We start from the raw sequence: 22,167 nt of genomic DNA, 5'->3' as shown, positions 1-22,167 counted from the left end.
TAACCTCATGGCACGTCGTCGCCAACATGAAGAGCATGTAAACCATGAACGCTGGCTGGTTTCCTATGCCGACTTCATCACCTTGCTGTTCGCTTTTTTCGTGGTGATGTACTCCATCTCGTCGATCAACGAAGGCAAGTACAAGGTCATCTCCGAAGCGCTGATCGGGGTCTTCACCGACTCCGACCGCTCGCTCAAGCCGATCCCGATCGGCGACGAGCGACCGAAGACCGTGACCCCGGCCAAGCCGCTGGTCAAGGACGCCGAACAGGTCGATGCCGGTATCGCCGGTGCCAGCGATCCGCTGAAAAGCATCGCCGACGATATCAGCGCGGCGTTCGGCGACCTGATCTCCTCGAACCAGATGACCGTGCGCGGCAACGAGCTGTGGGTCGAGATCGAACTCAACTCCAGCCTGTTGTTCGGCAGCGGTGATGCGATGCCGAGCGACATCGCGTTCAACATCATCGACAAGGTTGCAGCGATCCTCAAACCGTTCGACAACCCGATCCACGTCGAAGGCTTCACTGACGACCAACCGATCCGCACCGCGCAGTACCCGACCAACTGGGAACTGTCCTCGGCGCGTTCGGCGAGCATCGTGCGGATGCTGGCGATGCAGGGCGTCAACCCTGGCCGTCTGGCCTCGGTGGGCTACGGCGAATTCCAGCCGGTGGCCAACAACGCCACGGCCGAAGGCCGGGCGAAGAACCGTCGCGTGGTGCTGGTGGTGTCGCGCAATCTCGATGTTCGTCGCAGCCTCACAGGCACCGGAACCGCCAATGCGCAACCGGATGCCGCGTTGAAGCGTGCTGGCACACAAACTGCACCGACCCCGGTCAAGACGCCGGGACGCGAGAGTGCCGTCAATTCTCCGTCGCCCGCATTAATACGCTGAGCCATGTCTCGGCCGAGCATCTCGGCCGGGAGGAACAATCCGAATGAGAGTCTGGGCAGTCGCCAATCAAAAGGGTGGTGTTGGTAAAACCACTTCTTCCATCGCTTTAGCCGGTTTGCTGGCAGAGGCGGGCAAACGCGTGGTCGTGGTCGATCTCGACCCGCACGGCTCGATGACCAGCTATTTCGGTTACGACCCCGACAGCCTGGAACACAGCAACTACGACCTGTTCCTGCACAAGGGCAGTGTGCCGCAAGGCCTGCCGGGCCAGTTGCTGCTGTCGACCAGTGATGAACGCATTTCCCTGCTGCCGTCCAGCACCGCGCTGGCCACCCTCGAGCGCCAGTCGCCGGGGCAGAGTGGCCTGGGCCTGGTGATCGCCAAGAGTCTGGCGCAGCTGTGGCAGGACTTCGATTACGCAATCATCGACAGCCCGCCGTTGCTCGGCGTGCTGATGGTCAACGCCCTGGCCGCGAGCCAGCAACTGGTGATCCCGGTGCAGACCGAACACCTGGCCGTCAAAGGCCTGGAGCGCATGGTCAACACCCTGGCGATGATCAACCGCTCGCGCAAACAGGCGCTGCCGTTCAGCATCGTGCCGACCCTGTTCGACCGCCGCACCCAGGCGTCGATGGGCACCTTGCGCGTGCTGCGCGACAAATTCCCGGAAGAGATCTGGCAGGGTTACATCCCGGTCGATACGCGTCTGCGCGACGCCAGCCGTGCCGGTGTCACGCCTTCGCAATTCGACGGCAAGAGCCGTGGCGTGCTGGCCTACCGCGCGCTGCTCAAGCATCTGCTGGCGCAACAACTCGTTCCGCAGGTGGCCTGAGCATGAATCGGCCGATCAAACTGACTTCGCGTCCGCAACTGGCTTTGCAGTCCTATCTGGACAGCTTGCTGGAGGATGTGACGGAAGAGATCCCGCAGGAAATCGAAGCGCCTGTCGAGGTGGTTGAAAGCACCGCCGAGCTCGATGAGTTCCAGGCCGCGGTGCTTGAAGAACAGGCTCGCGATGCGCAGAAAGCCGCCAGGCCAGCGGCCCCGGTTGCAGCGCCTGCCGCTGTAGTGGCCAAGGCTCCCGCACCGCTGATCAAGGAACCCGAGCCGGTGCGTGTGGTGTCAACCCTCGCGCCGCTGCTGCAAACCCAGCTTCTGCAAGCGCAACCCGAGCCGACTCCGGTCGAGCCGCCCGCGCCGGTGCCAGTCGTTGCGCCGGTCGAACAGGTCGTCGAGCAGGCACTGGTTGCGCCGCTGGTGGAAGTGCATCTGCCACCGAGCAATACACCGCCGCCGGTAGAGACTGATGGTCGCCCGGCCTGGGCGTCGGAAGCGTTCGAATGCCTGTTGTTCGATGTGGCCGGGCTGACCCTGGCGGTGCCGCTGGTGTGCCTCGGCTCGATCTATTCGCTGGCCGGCCATGAGTTGACGCCGCTGTTCGGTCAGCCGGAATGGTTCCTCGGCATCCTGCCAAGCCAGGCGGGGAACCTGAAGGTGCTGGACACCGCACGCTGGGTCATGCCGGATCGCTATCGCGATGACTTCCGTCAGGGCCTGCAGTACGTGATTTCGGTACAAGGTTACGAGTGGGGGCTGGCGGTGCATCAGGTCAGTCGCTCGTTGCGTCTGGATCCGAATGAAATCAAATGGAGGACTCACCGAGGTCAGCGGCCATGGCTCGCGGGCACGGTGATTGAACACATGTGCGCCTTGCTCGATGTCTCCGCTCTGGCCGAGTTGATCGCCAGCGGTGGGGCAAAGCACATGTCCGGCAGTAAGCCGAACCACAAACCGACATAACACTTACATAACAGACACGCACCGGCATGCAATGCCGGCACACGAGACACACACCGCCATTGCGGTATTTCGAGGGGCTAGGGTATGAACGACAAGGCGACGGCGGCAAAGGGTTCCGAAGATCCGATCCTGCAATGGGTAACCTTCAAGCTGGACAATGAAACCTACGGCATCAACGTGATGCGCGTTCAGGAAGTCCTGCGCTACACCGAAATCGCGCCGGTTCCGGGTGCGCCAAGCTACGTGCTGGGCATCATCAACCTGCGCGGCAACGTGGTGACCGTGATCGACACCCGTCAGCGCTTCGGCCTGATGAGCGGCGAGATCAGCGACAACACCCGTATCGTCATCATCGAAGCCGACAAGCAGGTTGTGGGCATCATGGTCGACAGCGTCGCTGAAGTGGTTTACCTGCGTCAGTCGGAAATCGAGACCGCACCGAACGTCGGTAACGAAGAGTCGGCCAAGTTCATCCAGGGCGTGTGCAACAAGAACAACGAGTTGCTGATCCTGGTCGAGCTGGACAAGATGATGAGCGAAGAAGAATGGTCGGAACTGGAGAATATCTGATTGATTCTCGAGGTAGCGGTCATTGTCCTGTTCCTGTTCTGGGCAGGCACGCTGGCGATGTTTCTGGCGTACATCAAGGCGCAGCGCGTGATCGCTGCGCAACAGGCCCAGGGCGATGCGCTGCGTGATCAGCGCATCAAGGACCTGGCCAAGCGTGTCGACGATTACCAGAACGGCAACGTGCGCATGGGCGAAGCCCTGCACGAACTGCGCGCGGTCGTCGGCCCGATTCCGGACAAACTCGCCCAGCTCGAACAGCGCGATCCTTCCAGCCTGTCATTCGCTCAAGCGGCGAAACTGGTCGGGATGGGCGCGAGTGTCGATGAGCTGACGCAGTCCTGCGGGTTGACCCAGGCTGAGGCGGAGTTGATGCGCAAGTTGCACAGAAGCAGCTAAGCGCTTCACGCGGCAAGTCAAAACGAAAAATCGCAGTCATCGATGACTGCGATTTTTTTTGCCTTCAGTAATCGTCGCCGCGCTCGGTGACGTCTTTCTCGACCATCGGTGCATTCGGGTCCTGTCCCGCCGGGAACTTGCCCTTGAGGTTCCAGGCAAACGCGATGATCTCGGCAATCGTCAGGTACAGCTCCTGTGGAATGCTGTCGCCCAGCTCCATCCGCGCCAGCAACTTCACCAGCTCGGCGTTCTCGTAAATCGGCACTTCACACTCGCGGGCGATCCGCAGGATTTCTTCGGCCAGTTCCTCGTCACCCTTGGCGGTGAGGGTCGGGGCGTGGCTGCCGTCGTATTTGAGGGCGATGGCCTGGCGTGGAGCAGTGGAATCGTTCATGCGGTTTCGTCGACCCAGCGGTGTTCGAGACGGGTTTGGTTGCCTTGCGGCGGGGTGCCGAGGTGGCAGTCGAGATCGCCGACGTTGAGCCCCGAATCCAGCAGACGCTGGCGCAGGGCGCTCAGGTTGTTTTCGATCAGGCTTGCCGTGAACGGCCGCTCGGCCCACAACTGGCTTGAGAGACTGCCACTGATCAGTTGCGCCTGAATCTGCATTGGCCCCAGCGGCTCCATGTCGAAGGCCAGATCGACGCGCCACAGTTGTTGCTTGGTTTCGCGTTCGCTGTCACGGCGATCGTTCTGTTGCTCTTGCTGCGGAGCTTCCTCGCGTTGGAACTTGACCTGCAACGGCATGATGTCCTGCATATTGCGCATCGGGATTTCCAGCTGCCAGGTGCTGAGCAGTCGACCGTCGTCGGTCACGCCGGTCTGCTCCAGGCTCGACAGCTGATGGCTTTGCAGGCGCGAGACAGCGGCGGCCGCCAGGCGCAGCAGATGTTCCAGATCACCTTCACCTTCCAGGCTTTGCAACAGCCGGTCCGGCAGCGGGAAGCTGCTCGGCACCGGTTTGGCGCTGACCTGACCGAGCATGCCGAGGGCATTGCGCACGAAGCTCGGCATCGCCTGGGCCAGTGTGTTGGCGGCGATGATGGCGTTCAGGTTGGTATTGCCGGGCAGGCCGGGGGTGAGTTGCGCGATCAGCTTGAGCAGATCGGCTTTCATGTCCGGGGTCAGCGTCGGGTTTTGCCCGGTCAACAGTTTGGCTTCAAGAAACGCGCCACTGTTGAGCAGTGCCTGGGCCAGGCCTTTCGGCGTGGTCAGTTGCTCGACGTCCGGCAGATTGGCCAGCAGCCGGTCCACGGCGGCGCGCAGATCACTGGAGGTCTGATCGTCGGCGGGCGGCAGGCTCTGGAGCATTTTCAGCAAACCGTCCAGCGAGCCCTGGCGGCTCTGCTGGCTGACCAGTTGCTGACTGACCGCCAATTGTTCCTGGCGATTGCTCAGCGGCAGGAATTTCAGGGTCTGGGAATCCTGTACCAGCGCCGACAGCAGGGTGCCGATGCGTAACGGTTGCGGGCTGTCGAGGCTCAGGGTGCTGCCGCTCAATACCGTGTTGAGCAGGCTGACCGTCGAGCGGAACACCGTCGGCTGCCCCGGCACCTGCGGCAAGGCCTGATTCGTCAGCACTTTGCCTTGCAGCAGCGTGCCTACCGGCAATTGCGCGGTATCGATGCGGGTTAGGGTGGCGACAGCCGTGGCGATGGCCTGTTGCACGGTGACCGCGAGATTACCTGCCGACGGCTGGGTGACGGCCAGGTTGGTGCCTTGCGGCAGCGGCAGGGGGCTGGTCGCCTGCACGGTGGTCTGACGGCCGCTGTCGAGGGTGACCTTGAGCAGCACCTGAAAGGCCTGGTCCGCAGGCTTGAGCGACAACACCTCGGCCTTGGCGCTCTGGCCGGCGGCAATCAGTCCATCCATCGGCGTCAACAGCTTGAGCAGCTCACCGCTGACCTGCAAACGTGAGTTCGCCGGTGTGGGTTGCGGGAGCGGGAGGATGTTCATTTCGCCTGTCATACGCGGACACAACCTGAGGAAAATGCGCTCGGGAGAGGGAGAGACGCCATGTATAATGCCGCCCGTCTTTCCGTTCGTTCAAAAAACATAGCAATTGTTTGACGCAGCTCTCTGGATTGAGCCGTCATTGCATTTATGCTGCAACTCTTTAACGGCCGCCCCAGAGCCGACTTGAACCGTATAAGGCCCGTGAACCCTTGACCAGTCCTGTCCTGCAAACCGTTGGCCTCGCGTGTGAGCGCGATCTCAGGCTGCTCTTCGAAAATCTCGAATTGAGACTGGCCAGTGGCGATATGGTGCAGATCAGCGGTCCCAACGGCAGCGGCAAGACCAGTCTCTTGCGTTTGCTGTCCGGACTGATGCAACCGACCGACGGTCAGGTGCTGCTCAACGGCAAACCGCTGAGCGAGCAACGCAGCGAACTGGCGCGCAACCTGCTGTGGATCGGCCATGCCGCCGGCATCAAGGACCTGCTCACCCCGGAAGAAAACCTCGCCTGGCTCTGCGCCCTGCATCAACCTGCCGAACGCGACGCGATCTGGCAGGCACTGGCGGCGGTTGGATTGCGCGGTTTCGAAGATGTTCCCTGTCATAGCCTGTCCGCCGGTCAGCAACGCCGCGTGGCGTTGGCGCGCCTTTACCTCGACAGCCCGCCGCTGTGGATTCTCGATGAACCGTTCACCGCGCTGGACAAGCAGGGCGTGGCGCAACTCGAAGAACACCTGGCCAATCACTGCGAGCAGGGCGGTCTGGTGGTGTTGACCACCCACCACACGCTGAGCCGGATGCCGGCCGGTTATCGCGACATCGATCTGGGGAATTGGGCGGTATGAGTGTGTTCGGCCTGCTGGTTGCCCGTGAATCCCGACTGCTGTTCCGCCGCCCGGCGGAGCTGGCCAATCCGCTGATTTTCTTCGCCATCGTCATCGCGCTGTTCCCGCTGGCCGTCGGACCGGAAACTCAAGTATTGCAAAACTTGTCCCCGGGGTTAGTCTGGGTGGCGGCACTCTTGTCGGTCCTGCTCTCGCTGGACGGGCTTTTTCGCAGTGATTTCGAAGACGGATCCCTTGAACAGTGGGTCCTTTCGCCGCACCCCCTGCCACTTCTGGTATTGGCCAAGGTGCTGGCACACTGGCTTTTTTCCGGGCTGGCACTGGTTTTGCTCTCGCCGTTACTGGCGTTGATGCTCGGGTTGCCGGCTGCGTGTCTGCCGGTATTGCTGCTTTCGTTGTTGCTGGGTACACCGGTGCTGAGCTTGCTCGGCGCGGTGGGCGCGGCGCTGACGGTCGGTCTGAAACGCGGTGGCCTGTTACTGGCGCTGCTGATTCTGCCGTTGTACATCCCGGTGTTGATCCTCGGCAGTGGCGCCTTGCAGGCGGCACTGCAAGGCATGCCGGCGATGGGTTATCTGTTGTGGCTTGGCAGCCTGACCGCCCTGGCGATAACCCTGACACCCTTTGCAATAGCTGCTGGCCTGAAGATCAGCGTCGGCGAATAATGAGGTCTGGTTAAAATTTAACCAGCAAAGACCCTGAGACTGCTCACACCGATGAGCGGCACCCGTGATGGAAACAGTATGAACTGGACCTGGTTTCACAAGCTCGGCTCGCCCAAGTGGTTCTATGGCATCAGCAGCAGGCTGTTGCCGTGGTTGAGCATTGCCGCGTTGTTGCTGATCACCGTTGGCGTCGTCTGGGGCCTGGCCTTCGCGCCGCCGGACTATCAGCAAGGCAACAGCTTTCGCATCATCTACATCCACGTACCCGCTGCGATGCTCGCTCAGTCGATCTACGTGATGCTGGCAGTGTGCGGCGTGGTCGGGCTGGTGTGGAAGATGAAACTGGCCGACGTCGCCCTGCAATGCGCCGCACCGATCGGCGCGTGGATGACCGCCGTGGCGCTGGTCACCGGGGCGATCTGGGGCAAACCGACCTGGGGTTCGTGGTGGGTCTGGGACGCGCGGCTGACCTCGATGCTGATTCTGCTGTTCCTGTATTTCGGCGTGATCGCCCTGGGCAACGCCATCAGCAATCGCGACAGCGCCGCCAAGGCCTGCGCGGTGCTGGCCATCGTCGGCGTGATCAACATCCCGATCATCAAATACTCGGTGGAGTGGTGGAACACCCTGCACCAGGGCGCGACTTTCACCCTCACCGAAAAACCGGCGATGCCGGCCGAAATGTGGCTGCCGCTGCTGCTGACGGTGCTGGGTTTCTACTGTTTCTTCGGCGCCGTGCTGTTGCTGCGCATGCGCCTTGAAGTGCTCAAGCGCGAAGCCCGCGCCAGTTGGGTGAAAGAAGAAGTGCAGAACAGCCTGGAGGCCGCTCGATGAGTTTCGCGTCATTCGGCGACTTCCTCGCCATGGGCCATCACGGCCTGTATGTCTGGTCGGCCTACGGCATCTGCCTGGCGGTGCTGGCCCTCAACGTGGCGGCGCCGATCCTGGCCCGCAAGCGGTATCTGCAACAAGAGGCGCGTCGTCTGCGCCGGGAGAACGGCAAGTGAATCCGCTGCGCAAAAAGCGTCTTATCATCATTCTGGCGATTCTGGTCGGGGTCGGCGCTGCCGTCGGCCTGGCCCTGAGCGCCCTGCAGCAGAACATCAATCTGTTTTACACCCCGACCCAGATCGCCAACGGCGAAGCGCCGCAGGACACCCGCATCCGCGCCGGCGGCATGGTCGAGAAAGGTTCGCTGCAACGCTCCTCGGACTCCCTGGACGTCAAATTCGTGGTCACTGACTTCAACAAGTCCGTGACCATCACCTATCGTGGAATCCTGCCGGACCTGTTCCGCGAAGGGCAGGGCATCGTCGCACTGGGCAAGCTCAACGCCGACGGCGTCGTGGTCGCCGATGAAGTGCTGGCCAAGCACGACGAGAAATACATGCCGCCGGAAGTGACCAAAGCACTGAAGGACAGCGGTCAATCCGCGCCAACCCCTGCGAAGGAGGGTTGATCGATGACATCCAGCATTTTCATTCCTGAGTTGGGCCATCTGGCCATGATCCTGGCGCTGTGTTTCGCGCTGGTGCAGGCCGTGGTGCCGTTGCTCGGTGCCTGGCGCGGCGACCGTCTGTGGATGGGCCTCGCCCAGCCAGCGGCGTGGGGGCAGTTTGCGTTCCTGTTGTTTGCCTTTGGCGTCCTGACCTACGCGTTCATGACCGACGATTTCTCCGTGGCTTACGTCGCGATGAACTCCAACAGCGCGCTGCCGTGGTACTACAAGTTCAGCGCGGTGTGGGGCGCCCACGAAGGGTCGCTGCTGCTGTGGGCCTTGATCCTCGGGGGCTGGACCTTCGCGGTGTCGGTGTTCTCCCGGCAACTGCCGCAAGTCATGCTCGCCCGCGTGCTGGCGGTGATGGGCATGATCAGCACCGGTTTCCTGTTGTTCCTGATCCTCACCTCCAACCCGTTTTCGCGGATCCTGCCGCAGATCCCGGCCGACGGTCGTGACCTCAATCCGTTGCTGCAGGATATCGGCCTGATCGTCCACCCGCCGATGCTGTACATGGGCTATGTCGGTTTCTCGGTGGCGTTTGCGTTCGCCATCGCCGCACTGCTCGGCGGCCGTCTCGATGCGGCATGGGCACGCTGGTCGCGTCCGTGGACCATCGTCGCCTGGGCTTTCCTCGGCATCGGCATCACCCTCGGTTCGTGGTGGGCTTACTACGAACTCGGCTGGGGCGGCTGGTGGTTCTGGGACCCGGTGGAAAACGCCTCGTTCATGCCTTGGCTGGTGGGCACGGCGCTGATCCACTCGCTGGCAGTCACGGAAAAACGTGGCGTGTTCAAGAGCTGGACGGTGTTGCTGGCAATTGCCGCCTTCTCCCTGAGCCTGCTCGGCACCTTCCTCGTGCGTTCCGGCGTGCTGACGTCTGTGCACGCGTTTGCCTCCGATCCGGAGCGCGGCGTGTTCATCCTGATCTTCCTGTTGTTCGTGGTCGGTGGTTCGCTGACGCTGTTTGCCTTGCGCGCGCCGGTGGTCAAGAGCCAGGTCGGTTTCAACCTGTGGTCTCGGGAAACCCTGCTGCTGGGCAACAACCTGGTGCTGGTGGTGGCTGCGTCGATGATCCTGCTCGGCACGCTGTATCCGCTGATTCTCGATGCCATCAGCGGCGCCAAGCTGTCGGTCGGTCCGCCGTATTTCAACGCGTTGTTCATTCCGCTGATGGCCTTGCTGATGGTGGTGATGGCGGTCGGTGTGATCGTGCGCTGGAAAGACACACCGGTGAAATGGCTGGTCAGCATGCTCACTCCGGTGCTGCTGGGCAGCGTGGCGCTGGCCGTGGTGGCCGGTGTTGCCTATGGCGATTTCAACTGGGCGGTGCTGGCGACGTTCCTGCTGGCGGCCTGGGTGTTGCTGGCCGGCGTGCGCGACATCTTCGACAAGACCCGCCACAAAGGCCTGATCAAAGGTCTGCCAACTCTGACCCGCAGCTACTGGGGCATGCAACTCGCTCACCTCGGGATCGCCGTCTGCGCCTTGGGCGTGGTGTTGTCGAGCCAGAACAGTGCCGAACGTGACCTGCGTCTGGCGCCGGGCGAGTCGATGGAACTGGCCGGTTATCAGTTCGTGTTCGAAGGCGCCAAACATTTTGAAGGCCCGAACTTCACCTCCGATAAAGGCACCGTCCGGGTGATCCGCGATGGCCGCGAAGTCAGCGTGCTGCACCCGGAAAAACGCCTGTACACCGTGCAGAGTTCGATGATGACCGAAGCCGGGATCGACGCCGGTTTCACCCGCGACCTCTACGTCGCATTGGGTGAGCCACTGGGCGATGGCGCCTGGGCAGTGCGGGTACACGTCAAACCGTTTGTGCGCTGGATCTGGTTCGGTGGTCTGCTGACCGGTTTCGGTGGTTTGCTGGCGGCGCTGGATCGGCGCTACCGGGTCAAGGTCAAAGCCAAGGTGCGTGAAGCGCTGGGCATGGAAGGAGCCGCTGCATGAGACGTTGGTTAATGCTGGTGCCATTGGCGATTTTCCTGCTGGTGGCCGTATTCCTTTATCGCGGTCTGTACCTGGATCCGGCGGAGCTGCCGTCGGCGATGATCAACAAGCCATTCCCGGAGTTTTCCCTGCCGGCCGTGCAGGGCGACAAGACCCTGACCAAGGCTGACATTCTCGGCAAACCGGCGCTGGTCAACGTCTGGGGCACCTGGTGCATTTCCTGCCGGGTCGAGCACCCGGTGCTGAACAAACTCGCCGAGCGCGGCGTGGTGATCTACGGCATCAACTACAAGGACACCAACGCCGATGCGTTGAAGTGGCTGGCCGAGTTCCACAATCCGTATCAACTGGACATCCGCGACGACGAAGGCTCCCTGGGCCTGAACCTCGGTGTCTACGGCGCACCGGAAACCTTCTTCATCGACGCCAAGGGCATCATCCGCGACAAGTACGTCGGGGTGATCGACGAGCAGGTCTGGCGGGAAAAACTGGCGGCCAAGTATCAGGCGCTGGTTGACGAGGCCAAGCCATGAAGCGCTTTTTAGCCGCCATGGTGTTGGGCTTGAGTCTGGCCGGTGTGGCTCACGCCGCCATCGACACCTACGAGTTCGCCAAAGAAGGCGATCGCGAGCGTTTCCGTGAGTTGACCAAGGAACTGCGTTGCCCCAAATGCCAGAACCAGGACATCGCCGATTCCAACGCGCCGATTGCCGCCGACCTGCGCAAAGAGATTTTCCGCATGCTCGGCGAGGGCAAGGACAATCAGCAGATCATCGACTTCATGGTCGACCGCTACGGTGATTTCGTGCGCTACAAACCGGCGCTCAATGCCAAGACCGCGCTGCTGTGGTTTGGCCCCGCCGGATTGTTGCTCGGCGGTTTTGTCGTCATCGCCGTGATCGTCCGCCGCCGTCGCGGGCAACGTGCCGAGACTCCGCAATCGCTGTCCCCTGAAGAGCGTCAGCGCCTCGACCAACTGTTGGATAAAAACCAAGAATGATTGATTTCTGGCTTGCCGCAGGGCTGCTGCTTCTGGTCGCCCTGAGTTTTCTGCTGATCCCCGTTCTGCGTGAACGTCGCGCCCAGCGTGAAGAGGATCGGACTGCCCTGAACGTCGCGCTGTATCAGGAACGTGTCGCCGAGTTGCAATCGCAGCAGGCCGAGGGCGTTCTCGATGCCGCGCAAATGGACAGCGGCCGTGCCGAAGCGGCGCGGGAACTGCTGGCCGACACAGAGGGCGTGGCGCCGGCGCGGGTTTCGCGTCTGGGCAAACCATTGCCGCTGCTGGCGGCCGTACTGGTGCCGGTGTTGGGTCTGGGCCTCTATATGCATTTTGGTGCCGCCGACAAAGTCGAACTGACCCGGGAATTCGCCCAGGCGCCGCAGTCGATGGAAGAGATGACCCAGCGTCTGGAACGCGCCGTGGCCGCGCAACCGGATTCCGCCGAAGGCCTGTACTTCCTCGGTCGTACCTACATGGCTCAGGATCGTCCGGCAGACGCGGCGAAGATGTTCGAACGCGCCGCCAACCTGGCCGGTCGTCAGCCGGAACTGCTCGGCCAGTGGGCGCAGGCGCAGTACTTCGCCGATGGCAAGAAGTGGTCGGACAAGATTCAGGCCCTGACCGACGAAGCACTGAAGGCTGATCCGAAAGAAGTCACCAGCCTCGGCCTGCTGGGCATCGCCGCATTCGAAGGCGAGCGCTATCAGCAAGCCATCGATTACTGGAACCGTCTGCTGGAGCAACTGCCAGCGAATGACAAATCCCGTGAAGCTCTGCAGGGCGGTATCGCCCGCGCGACCGAGAAACTCGAAGCCAGCGGCGGCAAGGTAGCTCAGGCACCGGTCGCGAAAACCGCGCTGCTCAAGGTCAGCGTCGATCTGGCCGCCGAGCTCAAGGGCAAGGTGCAACCGGGTGACAGCGTGTTCATCTTCGCCCGTGCAGTGTCTGGCTCCCCAGCACCGTTGGCCGCCAAGCGACTGACCGTCGCCGACCTGCCGGTGACTGTCGAACTGGGCGATGCCGACGCAATGATGCCGCAATTGAAACTGTCGAACTTCCCCGAAGTCCAACTGGTTGCGCGCATCTCCCGAGCCGGTCAACCGACCGCCGGTGAGTGGGTCGGCCGCAGCGGGCCTCTGGCCAGCAGCACCACCGCGACGCAGACACTGACCATCGACAGCCCGGACAAATAGCCGGAATCAACAGGAAAGCACCGCCATGAACGCCATCGCCCGAATCACAGTCCTCACACTGGCCCTGGGCTTGAGCGCATGTGCGGTGCAACGACCGGAGCCGACCACAAGGCTGCCGCCAATCCCGCCGTCACAACCCGGCCCGACCCCGTCGACCACCCCGACACCGGGCAAACCGGGCATCCCGGCCAAACCCGCGAAACCGGCCCCACGCACCTCCGCCAGCTTCGCCCCGCCACCGGGCGGCAACAGCCACTGGGATCAGAAGCTGGGGGTGTACGTGCTGGATGACCAGACCAACACCTTCTACCGCCAGCGCACCTACTACCGCTGGAACAACGGCTGGAGCCGCTCGATCAGCCCGAACGGACCGTGGGAAGAAACCAATATCCACGGCGTACCGGCGGGGCTGGGCAAGCAGTTCGGGGAGTAATGGAAAACGGCGATCTTTGGATCGCCGTTTTGCTGTGTGGGGTAATGAACTTTCAAAGGATCACGTGATAGCCGCTGAGTGCCTGGACCGACTTAACCAGGCCTTGTCGTTGCAGTAGATCAAGAAAGGTTTCGACGTCCATGGCAGGCATTTTCAGCTGCCGACGCTGCTTTTGGGCCGCAGCAACCACAGCTGCAGGATCAAGCCCAAAGAGGTTATCGACGAACTCGTCCGGATGCTGCGCCTCGATGCCGAAAGGCTCCAGCGTTTTGCATGGAAAGTCTTTCTGGTTGAAGGTCACTATCACACTTGCGCCGCAACGGATGGCCGCTGCCAGAACATGACGATCATCGCAGTCAGGCAACGTGAGTCCGGTAATCAGATCTTCATAGTCATGGACGCAGGCGTCGGGTATCGCTTGATCCATCAGGCCGGACGTACGATCCAGCTGTTCCATCGTCAGGTCAGGGCGGTTCTTCAGCAGATTGCGTTTCCATTCGCAGTGAGTCTCCTGAGTCCATCTCGCCCGAAATCGTCCTGAGAGCGCAAGCCACATCAGAAAATCTCTCAAGGGAGCGGGGTACAAGACGCATGCATCGTATACAACTGTGAAAGAGGAATGCCTCACTCGTATCCTGTCCTTAACGCCTGGGCTTGTCCCGCGAGAAGCGCCATTGCCTGCTCGCTGGCGGTGGTGCGCCGGTTCTTATAGTCCATCAGATCGGCAAAGCGCACACGTCGGTGCTTGCCTGTTTTGTGGTAGGACAACTCGCCGCTTTCCAGCAGTTTTATGAGGTGTGGACGTGAGACGTTGAGCAGGTCGGCGGCTTCCTGGGTCGTCAATTCGGCATGCACCGGAACGACCTGGACCGCGTTGCCGGCTGCCAGCTCCGCCAGAATGTCGATCAGCAGGCGCAGGGCCGAGGTGGGAAGTTCGACGCGATGAGCTTCGTTCCGCTCGTCGAAAATCTGGATGTGCTGAGTCTCGAAATGGGTCGCGAGGTAAGCAGCCAGAGCGCGCTGCCCTTCAATGGCGGCTTTTACTTCGCGTTCTACAGGGAGGCTGATCGAGGGATGAATAACGGTCGACATGGCGAGTCCGGCTTTGGGAATGAGGAATGCCGGAACGTTATTCGAAATAAGCGAAAATCGCAATAAACGAAACGAGTGCTGGTTTTACGACATTTCCGCCAACACCCCCTGCACATATTCAACAAACGCCCGTGCCTTTGCGCTGGCCATCCGTCCCGTCGGAAACACCGCCCACAATTCCTGCTTCGGCAACATCCAATCGCTCATGACAGCCTTCACTGCGCCACTGGCCAGTTCCGGTGCAAACATCCACTCCGAGCCCAGCCCCAGGCCCTGATGGGCGAGAACCGCCTCACGCAAACCTTCGGCAGCACTGACACGCAGGCGGCCATTGACGGTCACGGACTGTTGTTCGCCATCCTTGTTGAAATGCCAGGTCGCGCCACCGCCGCGGTTGTGGATGACGGCGCGATGTTGAGTCAGATCGGCAGGGCAGGCGGGTTCACCGTGACTGGCGAAGTAGGCCGGAGTGCCCAGCACGACGCGCCGGCATTCGGCGATCTTGCGTACGGTCAGGCCGGAGTCGCTGAGCGGGCCCAGGCGCAGGGCGATGTCGATGCCTTCTTCCACGAGGTTGATGTTCTGGTCGTCGAGCAGCAGGTCGACATTGAGCTGCGGGTGTTGATCGAGGAACGGCCCCAGGTGTGGAACCACATGCATCCGACCGAAGGTCACGGCGGTGCTGATGCGCAGGTTGCCACTCAGGCCGCTGGCGGCGCCGCGAGCTGCATTGTCGGCCTCGTCGGCTTCTTCGAGGGTGCGTTTGGCCCGTTCGAAAAACGCCAGCCCGGCTTCGGTCGGCGTCAGGCCTCGGGTCGAGCGCAATAGCAGGCGCACGGCGAGTCGGGTTTCGAGTTGGGCGATGGTTTTCGACACGGCCGGCTGACCGATATTCAGCCGCCGGGCGGCAGCGGAAAACGAGCCGGTTTCCACGACGTAGACAAAGGTTTCCATGGCGGCGAGGCGGTCCATCGGGTGTCCTTGTGCCAGTGATCAGAACGCAGCTTTGCCCACCGAGGCGCCGCCGTCGACAAACAAGGTCTGTCCGGTGATGAATCCGCTTTGCTCGGACAACAGAAAGGCAATGGCCGAAGCGATCTCTTCCGGTTGCCCGAGACGGCCCATCGGCACCCCGGCCAGATACCGCGCTTCACCTTCGCTGCCCGGCGGGTTGTTGGCGCGAAACAGTTCGGTCTCGGTCGGCCCCGGCGCGACGGCGTTGACGGTAATCCCGGTCTGCGCCAGTTCCAGCGCCCACGAGCGCGTGAAACTGACCAGCGCCGCTTTCGCCGCCGCATACGCGGTGCGCTGAGCGATACCGAGCACGGTCAGGCTGGAAATGTTCACCACCCGGCCCCAGCCGCGCGTGCGCATGCCCGGCAACAACGCCTGAGTCGCCTGCAAGGCCGAATGCAGGTTGACCCGCATCACATCGTCAAACGCATCGAGATCGATGTCCCCCAACGCTTGCGGTCGCACCAGCCCGACATTGTTCACCAGTCCGTCGAACTCATAAGTGCGCGCCAGATCCGTCAGCACTTCACCGGCCAGCTTGCGATCACTCAGGTCCAGCGGAAACAGGATCCCCGGAAAGCTCAGGTCCGGCTGGCGGGCAATCCCCACCACCCGATGCCCGGCCCGATCCAGATGTTCGGCCAGCGCCCGCCCGATACCCTTGCTGGCGCCGGTGATGAGGAAGGTACGACGGGTCATGGCAACTCCTTGGGGCAGGCTGCGGCTCGGGCAGCCATTAATTGTTTGAAGATGCCGAGTGTAATGCGGGTTGTGCGTGGCGTCCTCAAACGGCATGCGGTGATTGCAACGGTTCTGGAAAACACGCTGCAACATAACCGACCGTCGTTCTGCGAATTTCTGTGCTTGAGTAAATATAACTCTAGGGTTACTTTTGTTTGGCCGAAGCAAGGAGACGCTTGGTGCAGAGCAGGTTATTGATCAAGGAGCTGGAGGAGGCAGGCTGGACGCTGGATCGGGTTACCGGCAGTCATCACATCTTCACGCACCGTTACAACCCTTACACGATTCCCGTTCCTCACCCGAAAAAGGATTTGCCGGTCGGAACGGTCAAGAGCATCAGGAGGCGTGCCGGATTGCACAACCCGCCAGCCAGTTACAAAGGAGATCCGTAATGCAATATCCAATCTGCATCGAGTGGGGCGACGAGAACACCGCCATCGGTATTCAGATCCCCGATATTCCCGGCGCTGTGACGGCCGGAGATACGTTTGAGGATGCCTACAACGCTGCCGTCGAGATTGCACACATCATGCTGCAGGAGATTGCAGCGGAAGGTGATTCGATTCCGATGCCGACTTCTGCGGCTGCTCATCGCAACAATCCAGAGTTCGCGGACATGGGTTGGGGCATGCTGGAGCTGGACATCTCGCCCTACATGGGCAAGACCGAAAAGGTCAATGTGACACTGCCCGGTTACGTCATCCAGCGGATTGACCGCTACGTGCGAGAACATAATGTCAAAAGCCGCTCTTCCTTTCTGGCGGATGCCGCCATGGAAAAACTGGTTCGGCATTGAGCATCAGGCACTGTCGGATCAGCGATCCGACAGTGCCTTCAAGTTTCTAGGCAGTCGCCAAAACACCCTTTTGCGAAACACTCAAGAACCGCACCAGCGCCAGTAACGGGAACACGCTGCCGACGATCACGATCCACAGCCAGCCGCCGTGTTCATACACCGCGCTGGCGATCGATGAGCCGAAGGCACCGCCGATGAAGATGCTGGTCATGTACAGCGCGTTGAGGCGACCGCGGCTTTTGGCGTCGAGGGAGTAGACCGCGCGCTGGCCGAGTACCATGTTCATTTGCACGCAGAAGTCGAGCACGACGCCGGTCACGGCCAGGCCGATCACGCTGTAGGCCGGGTGGATGAAGGCCGGCAGGAAGCTCAGGCTGGCGAACAGCATGGCCAGCAGCGAGGCGACGCGGGTGTGGCCGGCGTCGGCCAGGCGTCCGCTGATCGGGGCGGCAATCGCACCGATGGCGCCGACCAGGGCGAAGATCGCGATTTCACTCTGGGACAGGCCATGGTTGCGCGCCAGTTCCAGCGGCACGGCGGTCCAGAACAGGCTGAAGGTGGCGAACATGCAGGCCTGGTAGAACGCCCGCTGACGCAGCACCGGTTGCTTGCGCAGCAGTGTCCACAACGATCCGAGCAACTGGCCGTAGGAAGCGCTGTGATCCGGTTGGCGTTTGGGCACGGTCAACGCCAGCACCACGCTGATTGCCGCCATCAACCCTGCCGCGATCATGAACATCGCCCGCCAGCCAAAATGGTCGGCGACTACGCTCGACACCGGACGCGCCAGCAGAATGCCCAACAGCAGGCCGCCCATGATTCCGCCGACGACACGTCCGCGAGATTCCTCCGGCGCCAGGTGCGCCGCCAAGGGCACCAGCACCTGCACCGACACCGAGCTGAAACCCACCAGCAACGAAATCAGCAGGAATACGTTCGGTTGATCGGTAAACGCCGCGCCCAGCAGGCTGGCAATCGCCACCAGCGTGGTGATGATCATCAAGCGGCGGTTTTCCAGCAGATCCGCCAGCGGCACCAGGAAGAACAGGCCCAGCGCATAACCGATCTGGGTCAGCGACACGATGAAGCTGGCCATGGTGTCGGTCAGGCCGATGTCCGGGGCAATCAGGCCGATGATCGGCTGGGCGTAGTAGATGTTGGCAACGATGGCGCCGCAGCAGAAAGCGAACAGCAGCACCATGCCTCGGGTCATTGCGTGAGTTGTGGCGGTCATAGGGTTTCTCGATCCAGCGAAAAGGAATGCGGTGAGGCTAAGGGACGAACCGGGCCGGCGGTAGAAGCCTTGGATCGATATCAGTTATTCCGATGCGGAATAGGTGGCGGCCGGTGAGGTGTCGTCCATCGGCGAACCTTGCGTCCGACCGGGGAGGGGCGATGATACATTCACTTACATCTTGTTCGATAGCGTGCTTATGTTGTCAGTGGATTTCCACCTGCAAACAACCGGAGGATTGCGATGTTTCGTCAGCTGCTTCGCCACACCACGACTCTTGCATTGATCGGCGTGCTCAGCGCCGGCAGCGTCTACGCCGGTGACGCCCCGGGGATGCGCATTGGCGTGCGCGGCGAAATCACCGGGGTCAGCCCCGAGTCGCTCAAGGTTCACGTCAACAGCGGTGAAAACGTGGTGGTTCAGTTGACCCCGGACACCAAGGTCCGCGCGGTTACCCTGGCCAATATCGAAGACATCAAGCCCGGCAGTTACATTGGCTCGGCAGCCATTCCCCAGGAGGATGGGACGCTCAAGGCGCTGGAGGTGCATGTCTTCCCGCCGGAGCTGGCCGGCAGCGGCGATGGCCATCGGCCGTTCGACCTGGCCAAGGGCAGCAGCATGACCAATGGCAGCGTCGGCGATCTGGTGGTGAGCAACGGCCGGGTGCTGACCGTCAACTACAAGGGCGGCCAGCAGAAGATCCTGGTGCCGGAGGACGTGCCGATCGTCAACCTGGCGCCCGGCGATCGCAGCCTGCTCAAGGTTGGCGTGAAGATCGTCACCTTCGTGACCCAGAGCGCGGACGGCACGTTGACCGCGCAATCGATCTCGGCGGGCAAGGATGGCGTGAAACCGCCGATGTAAAAGCCCCTCACCCTAGCCCTCTCCCAGAGGGAGAGGGGACTGATTGGGGGATGCATGAGAGGTACGCCGACCTGAACGTGCTGTGGTGAATCCATAATCGATAAGGTCTTTCAGGTCGATGTAACTCGCCAGACACCTCGGTAGGCCCCCTCTCCCTCCGGGCGGTCCGACGTTTCGGGAGGGCTGGGGTGAGGGTAAAGCGGCCACAAAAAAAGGCGACCACTGAGGGTCGCCTTTTTCACGCCAGCCTAAACTCTACTGGCCGCTGTAGATCTGGTCGAAGATCCCGCCATCGTTGAAGTGGGTCTTCTGCACGGTGCGCCAGTCGCCGAAGGTCTTCTCGACCGACAGGAAGTCGACTTTCGGGAAGCGGTCGGTGTACTTGGCCAGTACCGCCGGGTCACGTGGACGCAGGTAGTTGGCGGCGGCGATCTCCTGGCCTTCCGGCGACCACAGGTACTTCAGGTATTCCTCGGCAGCGGCGCGAGAGCCTTTCTTCTCGACGACTTTGTCGACCACCGACACCGGCGGCTCGGCTTCGGCGGAGACGCTTGGGTAGATGACTTCAAACTGGTCGCGGCCGAACTCGCGGGCGATCATTTCGGCTTCGTTCTCGAAGGTCACCAGCACGTCGCCGATCTGGTTGGTCATGAACGTGGTAGTCGCGGCGCGGCCACCGGTGTCCAGCACTGGCGCTTGCTTGAACAGCTTGCCGACGAAGTCTTTCGCCTTGTTCTCGTCACCGCCGTTTTTCAGCACATAGCCCCAGGCGGACAGATAGGTGTAGCGGCCGTTGCCCGAGGTTTTAGGGTTCGGCACGATCACCTGCACGCCGTCCTTGAGCAGGTCCGGCCAGTCTTTCAGGGCTTTCGGGTTGCCTTTGCGGACGATGAAAACGGTGGCCGAGGTGAACGGCGCGCTGTTGTTCGGCAGACGGGTGACCCAGTCCTTCGGCACCAGTTGACCGTTGTCCGCCAGGGCGTTGATGTCGGTGGCCATGTTCATGGTAATGACGTCAGCCGGCAGGCCGTCGATGACCGAGCGCGCCTGTTTGCTTGAGCCACCGAAAGACATCTGCACGGTGATGCTCTCTTTGTGTTCGGCCTGCCAGTATTTCTGGAACGCAGCGTTGTAGTCCTTGTAGAAATCGCGCATCACGTCGTAGGAAACGTTGAGCAGGGTCGGTGCGGCTTGAGCGACGCTACCGAAGGCAAGACCAGCGGCGAGAAGTGAGGCGCCAAAGAGTTTTTTCACTGCGCATTCCTTGTTCTGTAGGGGGTGTCTTTACAAAGATGAGGCCATTTGCCAGCGACTATAGCGGGGCGCGCATAGTCACTTAAAGATTAAAAAGAACTTTGCTTATTTCATTTTCTTGAACAGCGCATTGCCACAACGGGAGCAGAACGACGCTTCCTGTTCATGGCTGTTTTTTGTGCACACCGGGCAGTCGTGCTGCAACTGACCCCCGCGCATGGCCGTGGCCAGTTCAGCGGTGAAAATCCCGGTGGGCACGGCGATGATCGAGTAACCAGTCACCATCACCAGCGACGAAATCACCTGGCCGAGAACGGTCTTGGGCACGATGTCGCCGTAACCCACGGTGGTCAGGGTCACGATAGCCCAATAGATGCCTTTGGGAATGCTGGTGAAACCGTGCTCCGGGCCTTCGACCACGTACATCAAGGTGCCGAACACCGTGACCAGGGTGCAGACGCTGAGCAGGAACACGAGGATTTTCTGCTTGCTGCCGCGCAGGGCATCGAGCAGGTAATGCGCCTGTTTCAGGTAGGGGCCGAGCTTGAGTACACGGAAGATCCGCAGCATCCGGATCACCCGGATGATCAGCAGGTACTGGGCATCGCTGTAATACAGCGCGAGGATGCCGGGCACGATCGCCAGCAAGTCCACCAGCCCGTAGAAACTGAAGGCGTAGCGCAGCGGCTTGGGCGAGCAGTACAGGCGCAGCAGGTACTCGCCGAGGAAGATGACCGTGAAGCCCCATTCGATGTACGCCAGCACATTGGCGTAGTTCTGGTGGACGTCGTCGATGCTGTCGAGGATCACGATCACCAGACTGGCGAAGATGATCAGCAGCAGGGTCTTGTCGAAACGGCGGCCAGCCACCGTGTCGGTCTGGAAAATGATCACGTACAGGCGATCACGCCACGTGTTGTTACCGTTCATGCACATCGCCTTGGCCATCAATCAGCGCAGCCTAGGTTGATTCTCCCCGTTAGCGCAAGGCGCGGCGTTGATCTGCGGTTGGCGCATCAGGCGAATGCCGGTGCGCAGCAGCCAGCAGGCAAGAATGAACGGTGCCGTGAGGGTCGCAAGGCCAAGGGCACTGAACAGCGGCGTCAGCAGCAGCGCCAGGCCGATGCCGAACAACGGCAGCCACGGTTGCTGGCGTTGTGCGCTGAAGGCGAGGGCGGCGAGCACCGCGTTGTAGCCGCCCAGACCCAGCAGCGCGACCTGGCTGTCGTGGTGCAACAGGCTGGAACCGAGGCCAATCACCGAAGCCAACAGCGCCCAGGCAAAGGCCCGGCGATCGGCGATCAGCAAACCGGCAGCGATCAATCCACCGGCCAACGGATGGTCGAGGAACATCACCTGACCGAAGCCTTTCAGGGCGGCACCGAGCAGGTTCAGGGTGTTCAGTTCAAGTGCCGGCGCCGGCGTCGAAGGCTCGGCGAAACACAGGAATACCCAGCTCAGCAACACGAACGGCGCAGTGTAGGCGGGCAGGTATTCAGTGAGGCGTGCGCGTTTGAGCCACTGCTGCGTGATCATCGCGCTCAGACCACCGGCCGCCAGAATCAGCGGCGGCAGCATCGGCGACCAGGGGAAATACAGGCTCAGCAACAGGCCGACCAGGACGCCGTTGTAGCTGAACAGTCCGGCCTGGCGATCCGCCTTGGCATAGTTGCGGCGTTGCGCGGTGAGCAAACCGGCGACCGCGCCGAGCAGCGCGCCGGCGAACAGCACCGGCGCGGTGAATAAAATGGCCAAAAGGCACAGGAGTCCACACAGCGGATGGCGCTGGAGGAATATCTGACTGAAGCCGTTGAGCAAAGCCTCGGCCCAGTCGGGGCAGTGGGTGTTGAAATGGTTGGCAGGCATGGCAGGTCATTCGGTACTGATCGTTCCCACGCTCTGCGTGGGAATGCCTCAAAGGACGCTCTGCGTCTGCTCTTGGGACGCAGAGCGTCCCGGGCC

The 22,167-nt window shown here is 61.6% G+C and carries 28 protein-coding genes; 18 read left to right on the top strand and 10 right to left on the bottom strand.

Translation table 11 applies throughout. From position 1 onward, the window contains the following. Positions 1-7: 7 nt before the first annotated feature. The 5 genes from motD (at position 8) to AC07N4_RS06725 (ending at position 3,664) form a co-directional block, all read left to right on the top strand. The gene (gene motD / locus AC07N4_RS06745) at positions 8-898 is read left to right on the top strand and encodes a flagellar motor protein MotD (RefSeq protein WP_096822160.1); all 891 of its coding nucleotides are present in this window, start codon (positions 8-10) and stop codon (positions 896-898) included. A gap of 43 nt (positions 899-941) precedes the next feature. Then, positions 942-1,730 carry a ParA family protein gene (locus AC07N4_RS06740; RefSeq protein WP_085710493.1) on the top strand — a complete coding sequence of 263 codons (789 nt, stop codon included), beginning with the start codon at positions 942-944 and terminating at the stop codon, positions 1,728-1,730. 2 nt (positions 1,731-1,732) lie between these two features. Beyond that, a complete protein-coding gene (locus AC07N4_RS06735) occupies positions 1,733-2,698 on the top strand; it encodes a CheW domain-containing protein (RefSeq protein WP_102620346.1) in 966 nt (321 codons plus the stop codon). An 84-nt stretch (positions 2,699-2,782) separates the two neighbouring features. Continuing rightward, complete coding sequence (locus AC07N4_RS06730) at positions 2,783-3,268, top strand: chemotaxis protein CheW (protein WP_007959223.1); 486 nt, start codon at positions 2,783-2,785, stop codon at positions 3,266-3,268. Further along, positions 3,269-3,664 carry a DUF2802 domain-containing protein gene (locus tag AC07N4_RS06725; protein WP_102620347.1) on the top strand — a complete coding sequence of 132 codons (396 nt, stop codon included), beginning with the start codon at positions 3,269-3,271 and terminating at the stop codon, positions 3,662-3,664. It abuts the gene before it with no gap. Positions 3,665-3,728: 64 nt separating this feature from the next. Here AC07N4_RS06725 and AC07N4_RS06720 read toward each other — a convergent pair whose 3' ends face one another. Together AC07N4_RS06720 and fliK are read right to left on the bottom strand one after the other, a co-directional pair. Next, on the bottom strand, positions 3,729-4,058 hold the full coding sequence (locus AC07N4_RS06720) for an EscU/YscU/HrcU family type III secretion system export apparatus switch protein (RefSeq protein ID WP_102620348.1): 330 nt from the start codon (positions 4,056-4,058) through the stop codon (positions 3,729-3,731). Beyond that, positions 4,055-5,632, bottom strand: a complete 1,578-nt coding sequence (fliK, locus tag AC07N4_RS06715) for a flagellar hook-length control protein FliK (protein ID WP_493065504.1) — start codon at positions 5,630-5,632, stop codon at positions 4,055-4,057. The genes AC07N4_RS06720 and fliK overlap by 4 nt, the downstream gene beginning before the upstream one ends. 197 nt (positions 5,633-5,829) lie before the next feature. Between fliK and ccmA the strand changes: the two genes are divergently transcribed. From ccmA to AC07N4_RS06665, 10 genes are all read left to right on the top strand, one after another. Then, positions 5,830-6,465, top strand: a complete 636-nt coding sequence (ccmA, locus tag AC07N4_RS06710) for a cytochrome c biogenesis heme-transporting ATPase CcmA (protein WP_096822154.1) — start codon at positions 5,830-5,832, stop codon at positions 6,463-6,465. Continuing rightward, positions 6,462-7,130 (top strand): heme exporter protein CcmB, encoded by a 669-nt coding sequence (gene ccmB, locus AC07N4_RS06705; RefSeq protein ID WP_096822153.1) that lies wholly within the window; start codon positions 6,462-6,464, stop codon positions 7,128-7,130. Before ccmA ends, ccmB begins: the two co-directional genes overlap by 4 nt. Positions 7,131-7,208: 78 nt before the next feature. Next, positions 7,209-7,964: a heme ABC transporter permease gene (locus tag AC07N4_RS06700; protein WP_096822152.1), complete on the top strand. Its 756-nt coding sequence runs from the start codon at positions 7,209-7,211 to the stop codon at positions 7,962-7,964. Beyond that, positions 7,961-8,137, top strand: coding sequence for a heme exporter protein CcmD (gene ccmD / locus AC07N4_RS06695; RefSeq protein WP_008055370.1), 177 nt, complete (start codon positions 7,961-7,963; stop codon positions 8,135-8,137). The genes AC07N4_RS06700 and ccmD overlap by 4 nt, the downstream gene beginning before the upstream one ends. Then, positions 8,134-8,589 (top strand): cytochrome c maturation protein CcmE, encoded by a 456-nt coding sequence (gene ccmE, locus AC07N4_RS06690; protein WP_096822151.1) that lies wholly within the window; start codon positions 8,134-8,136, stop codon positions 8,587-8,589. Before ccmD ends, ccmE begins: the two co-directional genes overlap by 4 nt. 3 nt (positions 8,590-8,592) lie before the next feature. Continuing rightward, on the top strand, positions 8,593-10,581 hold the full coding sequence (locus tag AC07N4_RS06685) for a heme lyase CcmF/NrfE family subunit (protein WP_493065505.1): 1,989 nt from the start codon (positions 8,593-8,595) through the stop codon (positions 10,579-10,581). Continuing rightward, positions 10,578-11,114, top strand: coding sequence for a DsbE family thiol:disulfide interchange protein (locus tag AC07N4_RS06680; RefSeq protein WP_007959246.1), 537 nt, complete (start codon positions 10,578-10,580; stop codon positions 11,112-11,114). The genes AC07N4_RS06685 and AC07N4_RS06680 overlap by 4 nt, the downstream gene beginning before the upstream one ends. Continuing rightward, positions 11,111-11,581 carry a cytochrome c-type biogenesis protein gene (locus tag AC07N4_RS06675; RefSeq protein ID WP_011333089.1) on the top strand — a complete coding sequence of 157 codons (471 nt, stop codon included), beginning with the start codon at positions 11,111-11,113 and terminating at the stop codon, positions 11,579-11,581. Before AC07N4_RS06680 ends, AC07N4_RS06675 begins: the two co-directional genes overlap by 4 nt. Continuing rightward, on the top strand, positions 11,578-12,777 hold the full coding sequence (ccmI, locus tag AC07N4_RS06670) for a c-type cytochrome biogenesis protein CcmI (RefSeq protein ID WP_493065506.1): 1,200 nt from the start codon (positions 11,578-11,580) through the stop codon (positions 12,775-12,777). The genes AC07N4_RS06675 and ccmI overlap by 4 nt, the downstream gene beginning before the upstream one ends. 25 nt (positions 12,778-12,802) lie before the next feature. Continuing rightward, on the top strand, positions 12,803-13,210 hold the full coding sequence (locus AC07N4_RS06665; RefSeq protein WP_493065507.1) for a hypothetical protein: 408 nt from the start codon (positions 12,803-12,805) through the stop codon (positions 13,208-13,210). A gap of 52 nt (positions 13,211-13,262) precedes the next feature. Here AC07N4_RS06665 and AC07N4_RS06660 read toward each other — a convergent pair whose 3' ends face one another. The 4 genes from AC07N4_RS06660 to AC07N4_RS06645 all read right to left on the bottom strand — a co-directional run bounded on the left by AC07N4_RS06660 (position 13,263) and on the right by AC07N4_RS06645 (position 16,015). Then, a complete protein-coding gene (locus AC07N4_RS06660) occupies positions 13,263-13,838 on the bottom strand; it encodes a PIN domain-containing protein (protein WP_493065508.1) in 576 nt (191 codons plus the stop codon). Beyond that, positions 13,835-14,302, bottom strand: coding sequence for a helix-turn-helix domain-containing protein (locus AC07N4_RS06655; RefSeq protein WP_493065509.1), 468 nt, complete (start codon positions 14,300-14,302; stop codon positions 13,835-13,837). The genes AC07N4_RS06660 and AC07N4_RS06655 overlap by 4 nt, the downstream gene beginning before the upstream one ends. An 84-nt stretch (positions 14,303-14,386) precedes the next feature. Then, a complete protein-coding gene (locus tag AC07N4_RS06650; RefSeq protein WP_493065510.1) occupies positions 14,387-15,274 on the bottom strand; it encodes a LysR family transcriptional regulator in 888 nt (295 codons plus the stop codon). Between the two features lie 21 nt (positions 15,275-15,295). After that, positions 15,296-16,015 carry an SDR family oxidoreductase gene (locus tag AC07N4_RS06645; RefSeq protein WP_493065511.1) on the bottom strand — a complete coding sequence of 240 codons (720 nt, stop codon included), beginning with the start codon at positions 16,013-16,015 and terminating at the stop codon, positions 15,296-15,298. Positions 16,016-16,236: 221 nt separating this feature from the next. Between AC07N4_RS06645 and AC07N4_RS06640 the strand changes: the two genes are divergently transcribed. Next, positions 16,237-16,449 (top strand): type II toxin-antitoxin system HicA family toxin, encoded by a 213-nt coding sequence (locus AC07N4_RS06640; protein WP_096822144.1) that lies wholly within the window; start codon positions 16,237-16,239, stop codon positions 16,447-16,449. Further along, a complete protein-coding gene (locus AC07N4_RS06635; protein WP_096822143.1) occupies positions 16,449-16,853 on the top strand; it encodes a type II toxin-antitoxin system HicB family antitoxin in 405 nt (134 codons plus the stop codon). Before AC07N4_RS06640 ends, AC07N4_RS06635 begins: the two co-directional genes overlap by 1 nt. Positions 16,854-16,899: 46 nt before the next feature. Here AC07N4_RS06635 and AC07N4_RS06630 read toward each other — a convergent pair whose 3' ends face one another. Beyond that, positions 16,900-18,087 carry an MFS transporter gene (locus AC07N4_RS06630; protein ID WP_493065512.1) on the bottom strand — a complete coding sequence of 396 codons (1,188 nt, stop codon included), beginning with the start codon at positions 18,085-18,087 and terminating at the stop codon, positions 16,900-16,902. 243 nt (positions 18,088-18,330) lie between these two features. Between AC07N4_RS06630 and AC07N4_RS06625 the strand changes: the two genes are divergently transcribed. Further along, the gene (locus AC07N4_RS06625; protein ID WP_096822141.1) at positions 18,331-18,951 is read left to right on the top strand and encodes a DUF5666 domain-containing protein; all 621 of its coding nucleotides are present in this window, start codon (positions 18,331-18,333) and stop codon (positions 18,949-18,951) included. A gap of 255 nt (positions 18,952-19,206) precedes the next feature. On the opposite strand, the gene AC07N4_RS06620 is transcribed toward AC07N4_RS06625, so the two are convergent. From AC07N4_RS06620 to AC07N4_RS06610, 3 genes are all read right to left on the bottom strand, one after another. Then, positions 19,207-20,205: a sulfate ABC transporter substrate-binding protein gene (locus AC07N4_RS06620; protein WP_493065513.1), complete on the bottom strand. Its 999-nt coding sequence runs from the start codon at positions 20,203-20,205 to the stop codon at positions 19,207-19,209. A gap of 105 nt (positions 20,206-20,310) precedes the next feature. Beyond that, complete coding sequence (locus tag AC07N4_RS06615; RefSeq protein WP_493065514.1) at positions 20,311-21,135, bottom strand: ion transporter; 825 nt, start codon at positions 21,133-21,135, stop codon at positions 20,311-20,313. 21 nt (positions 21,136-21,156) lie between these two features. Continuing rightward, a complete protein-coding gene (locus tag AC07N4_RS06610; protein ID WP_096822138.1) occupies positions 21,157-22,071 on the bottom strand; it encodes an urea transporter in 915 nt (304 codons plus the stop codon). Between the last annotated feature and the right edge of the window lie 96 nt (positions 22,072-22,167).

Source organism: Pseudomonas sp. GW821-FHT09E04 (assembly GCF_059416185.1).
Note: the sequence above shows the minus strand (reverse complement) of the source record. Positions and strands in the feature narration are given on the sequence as shown.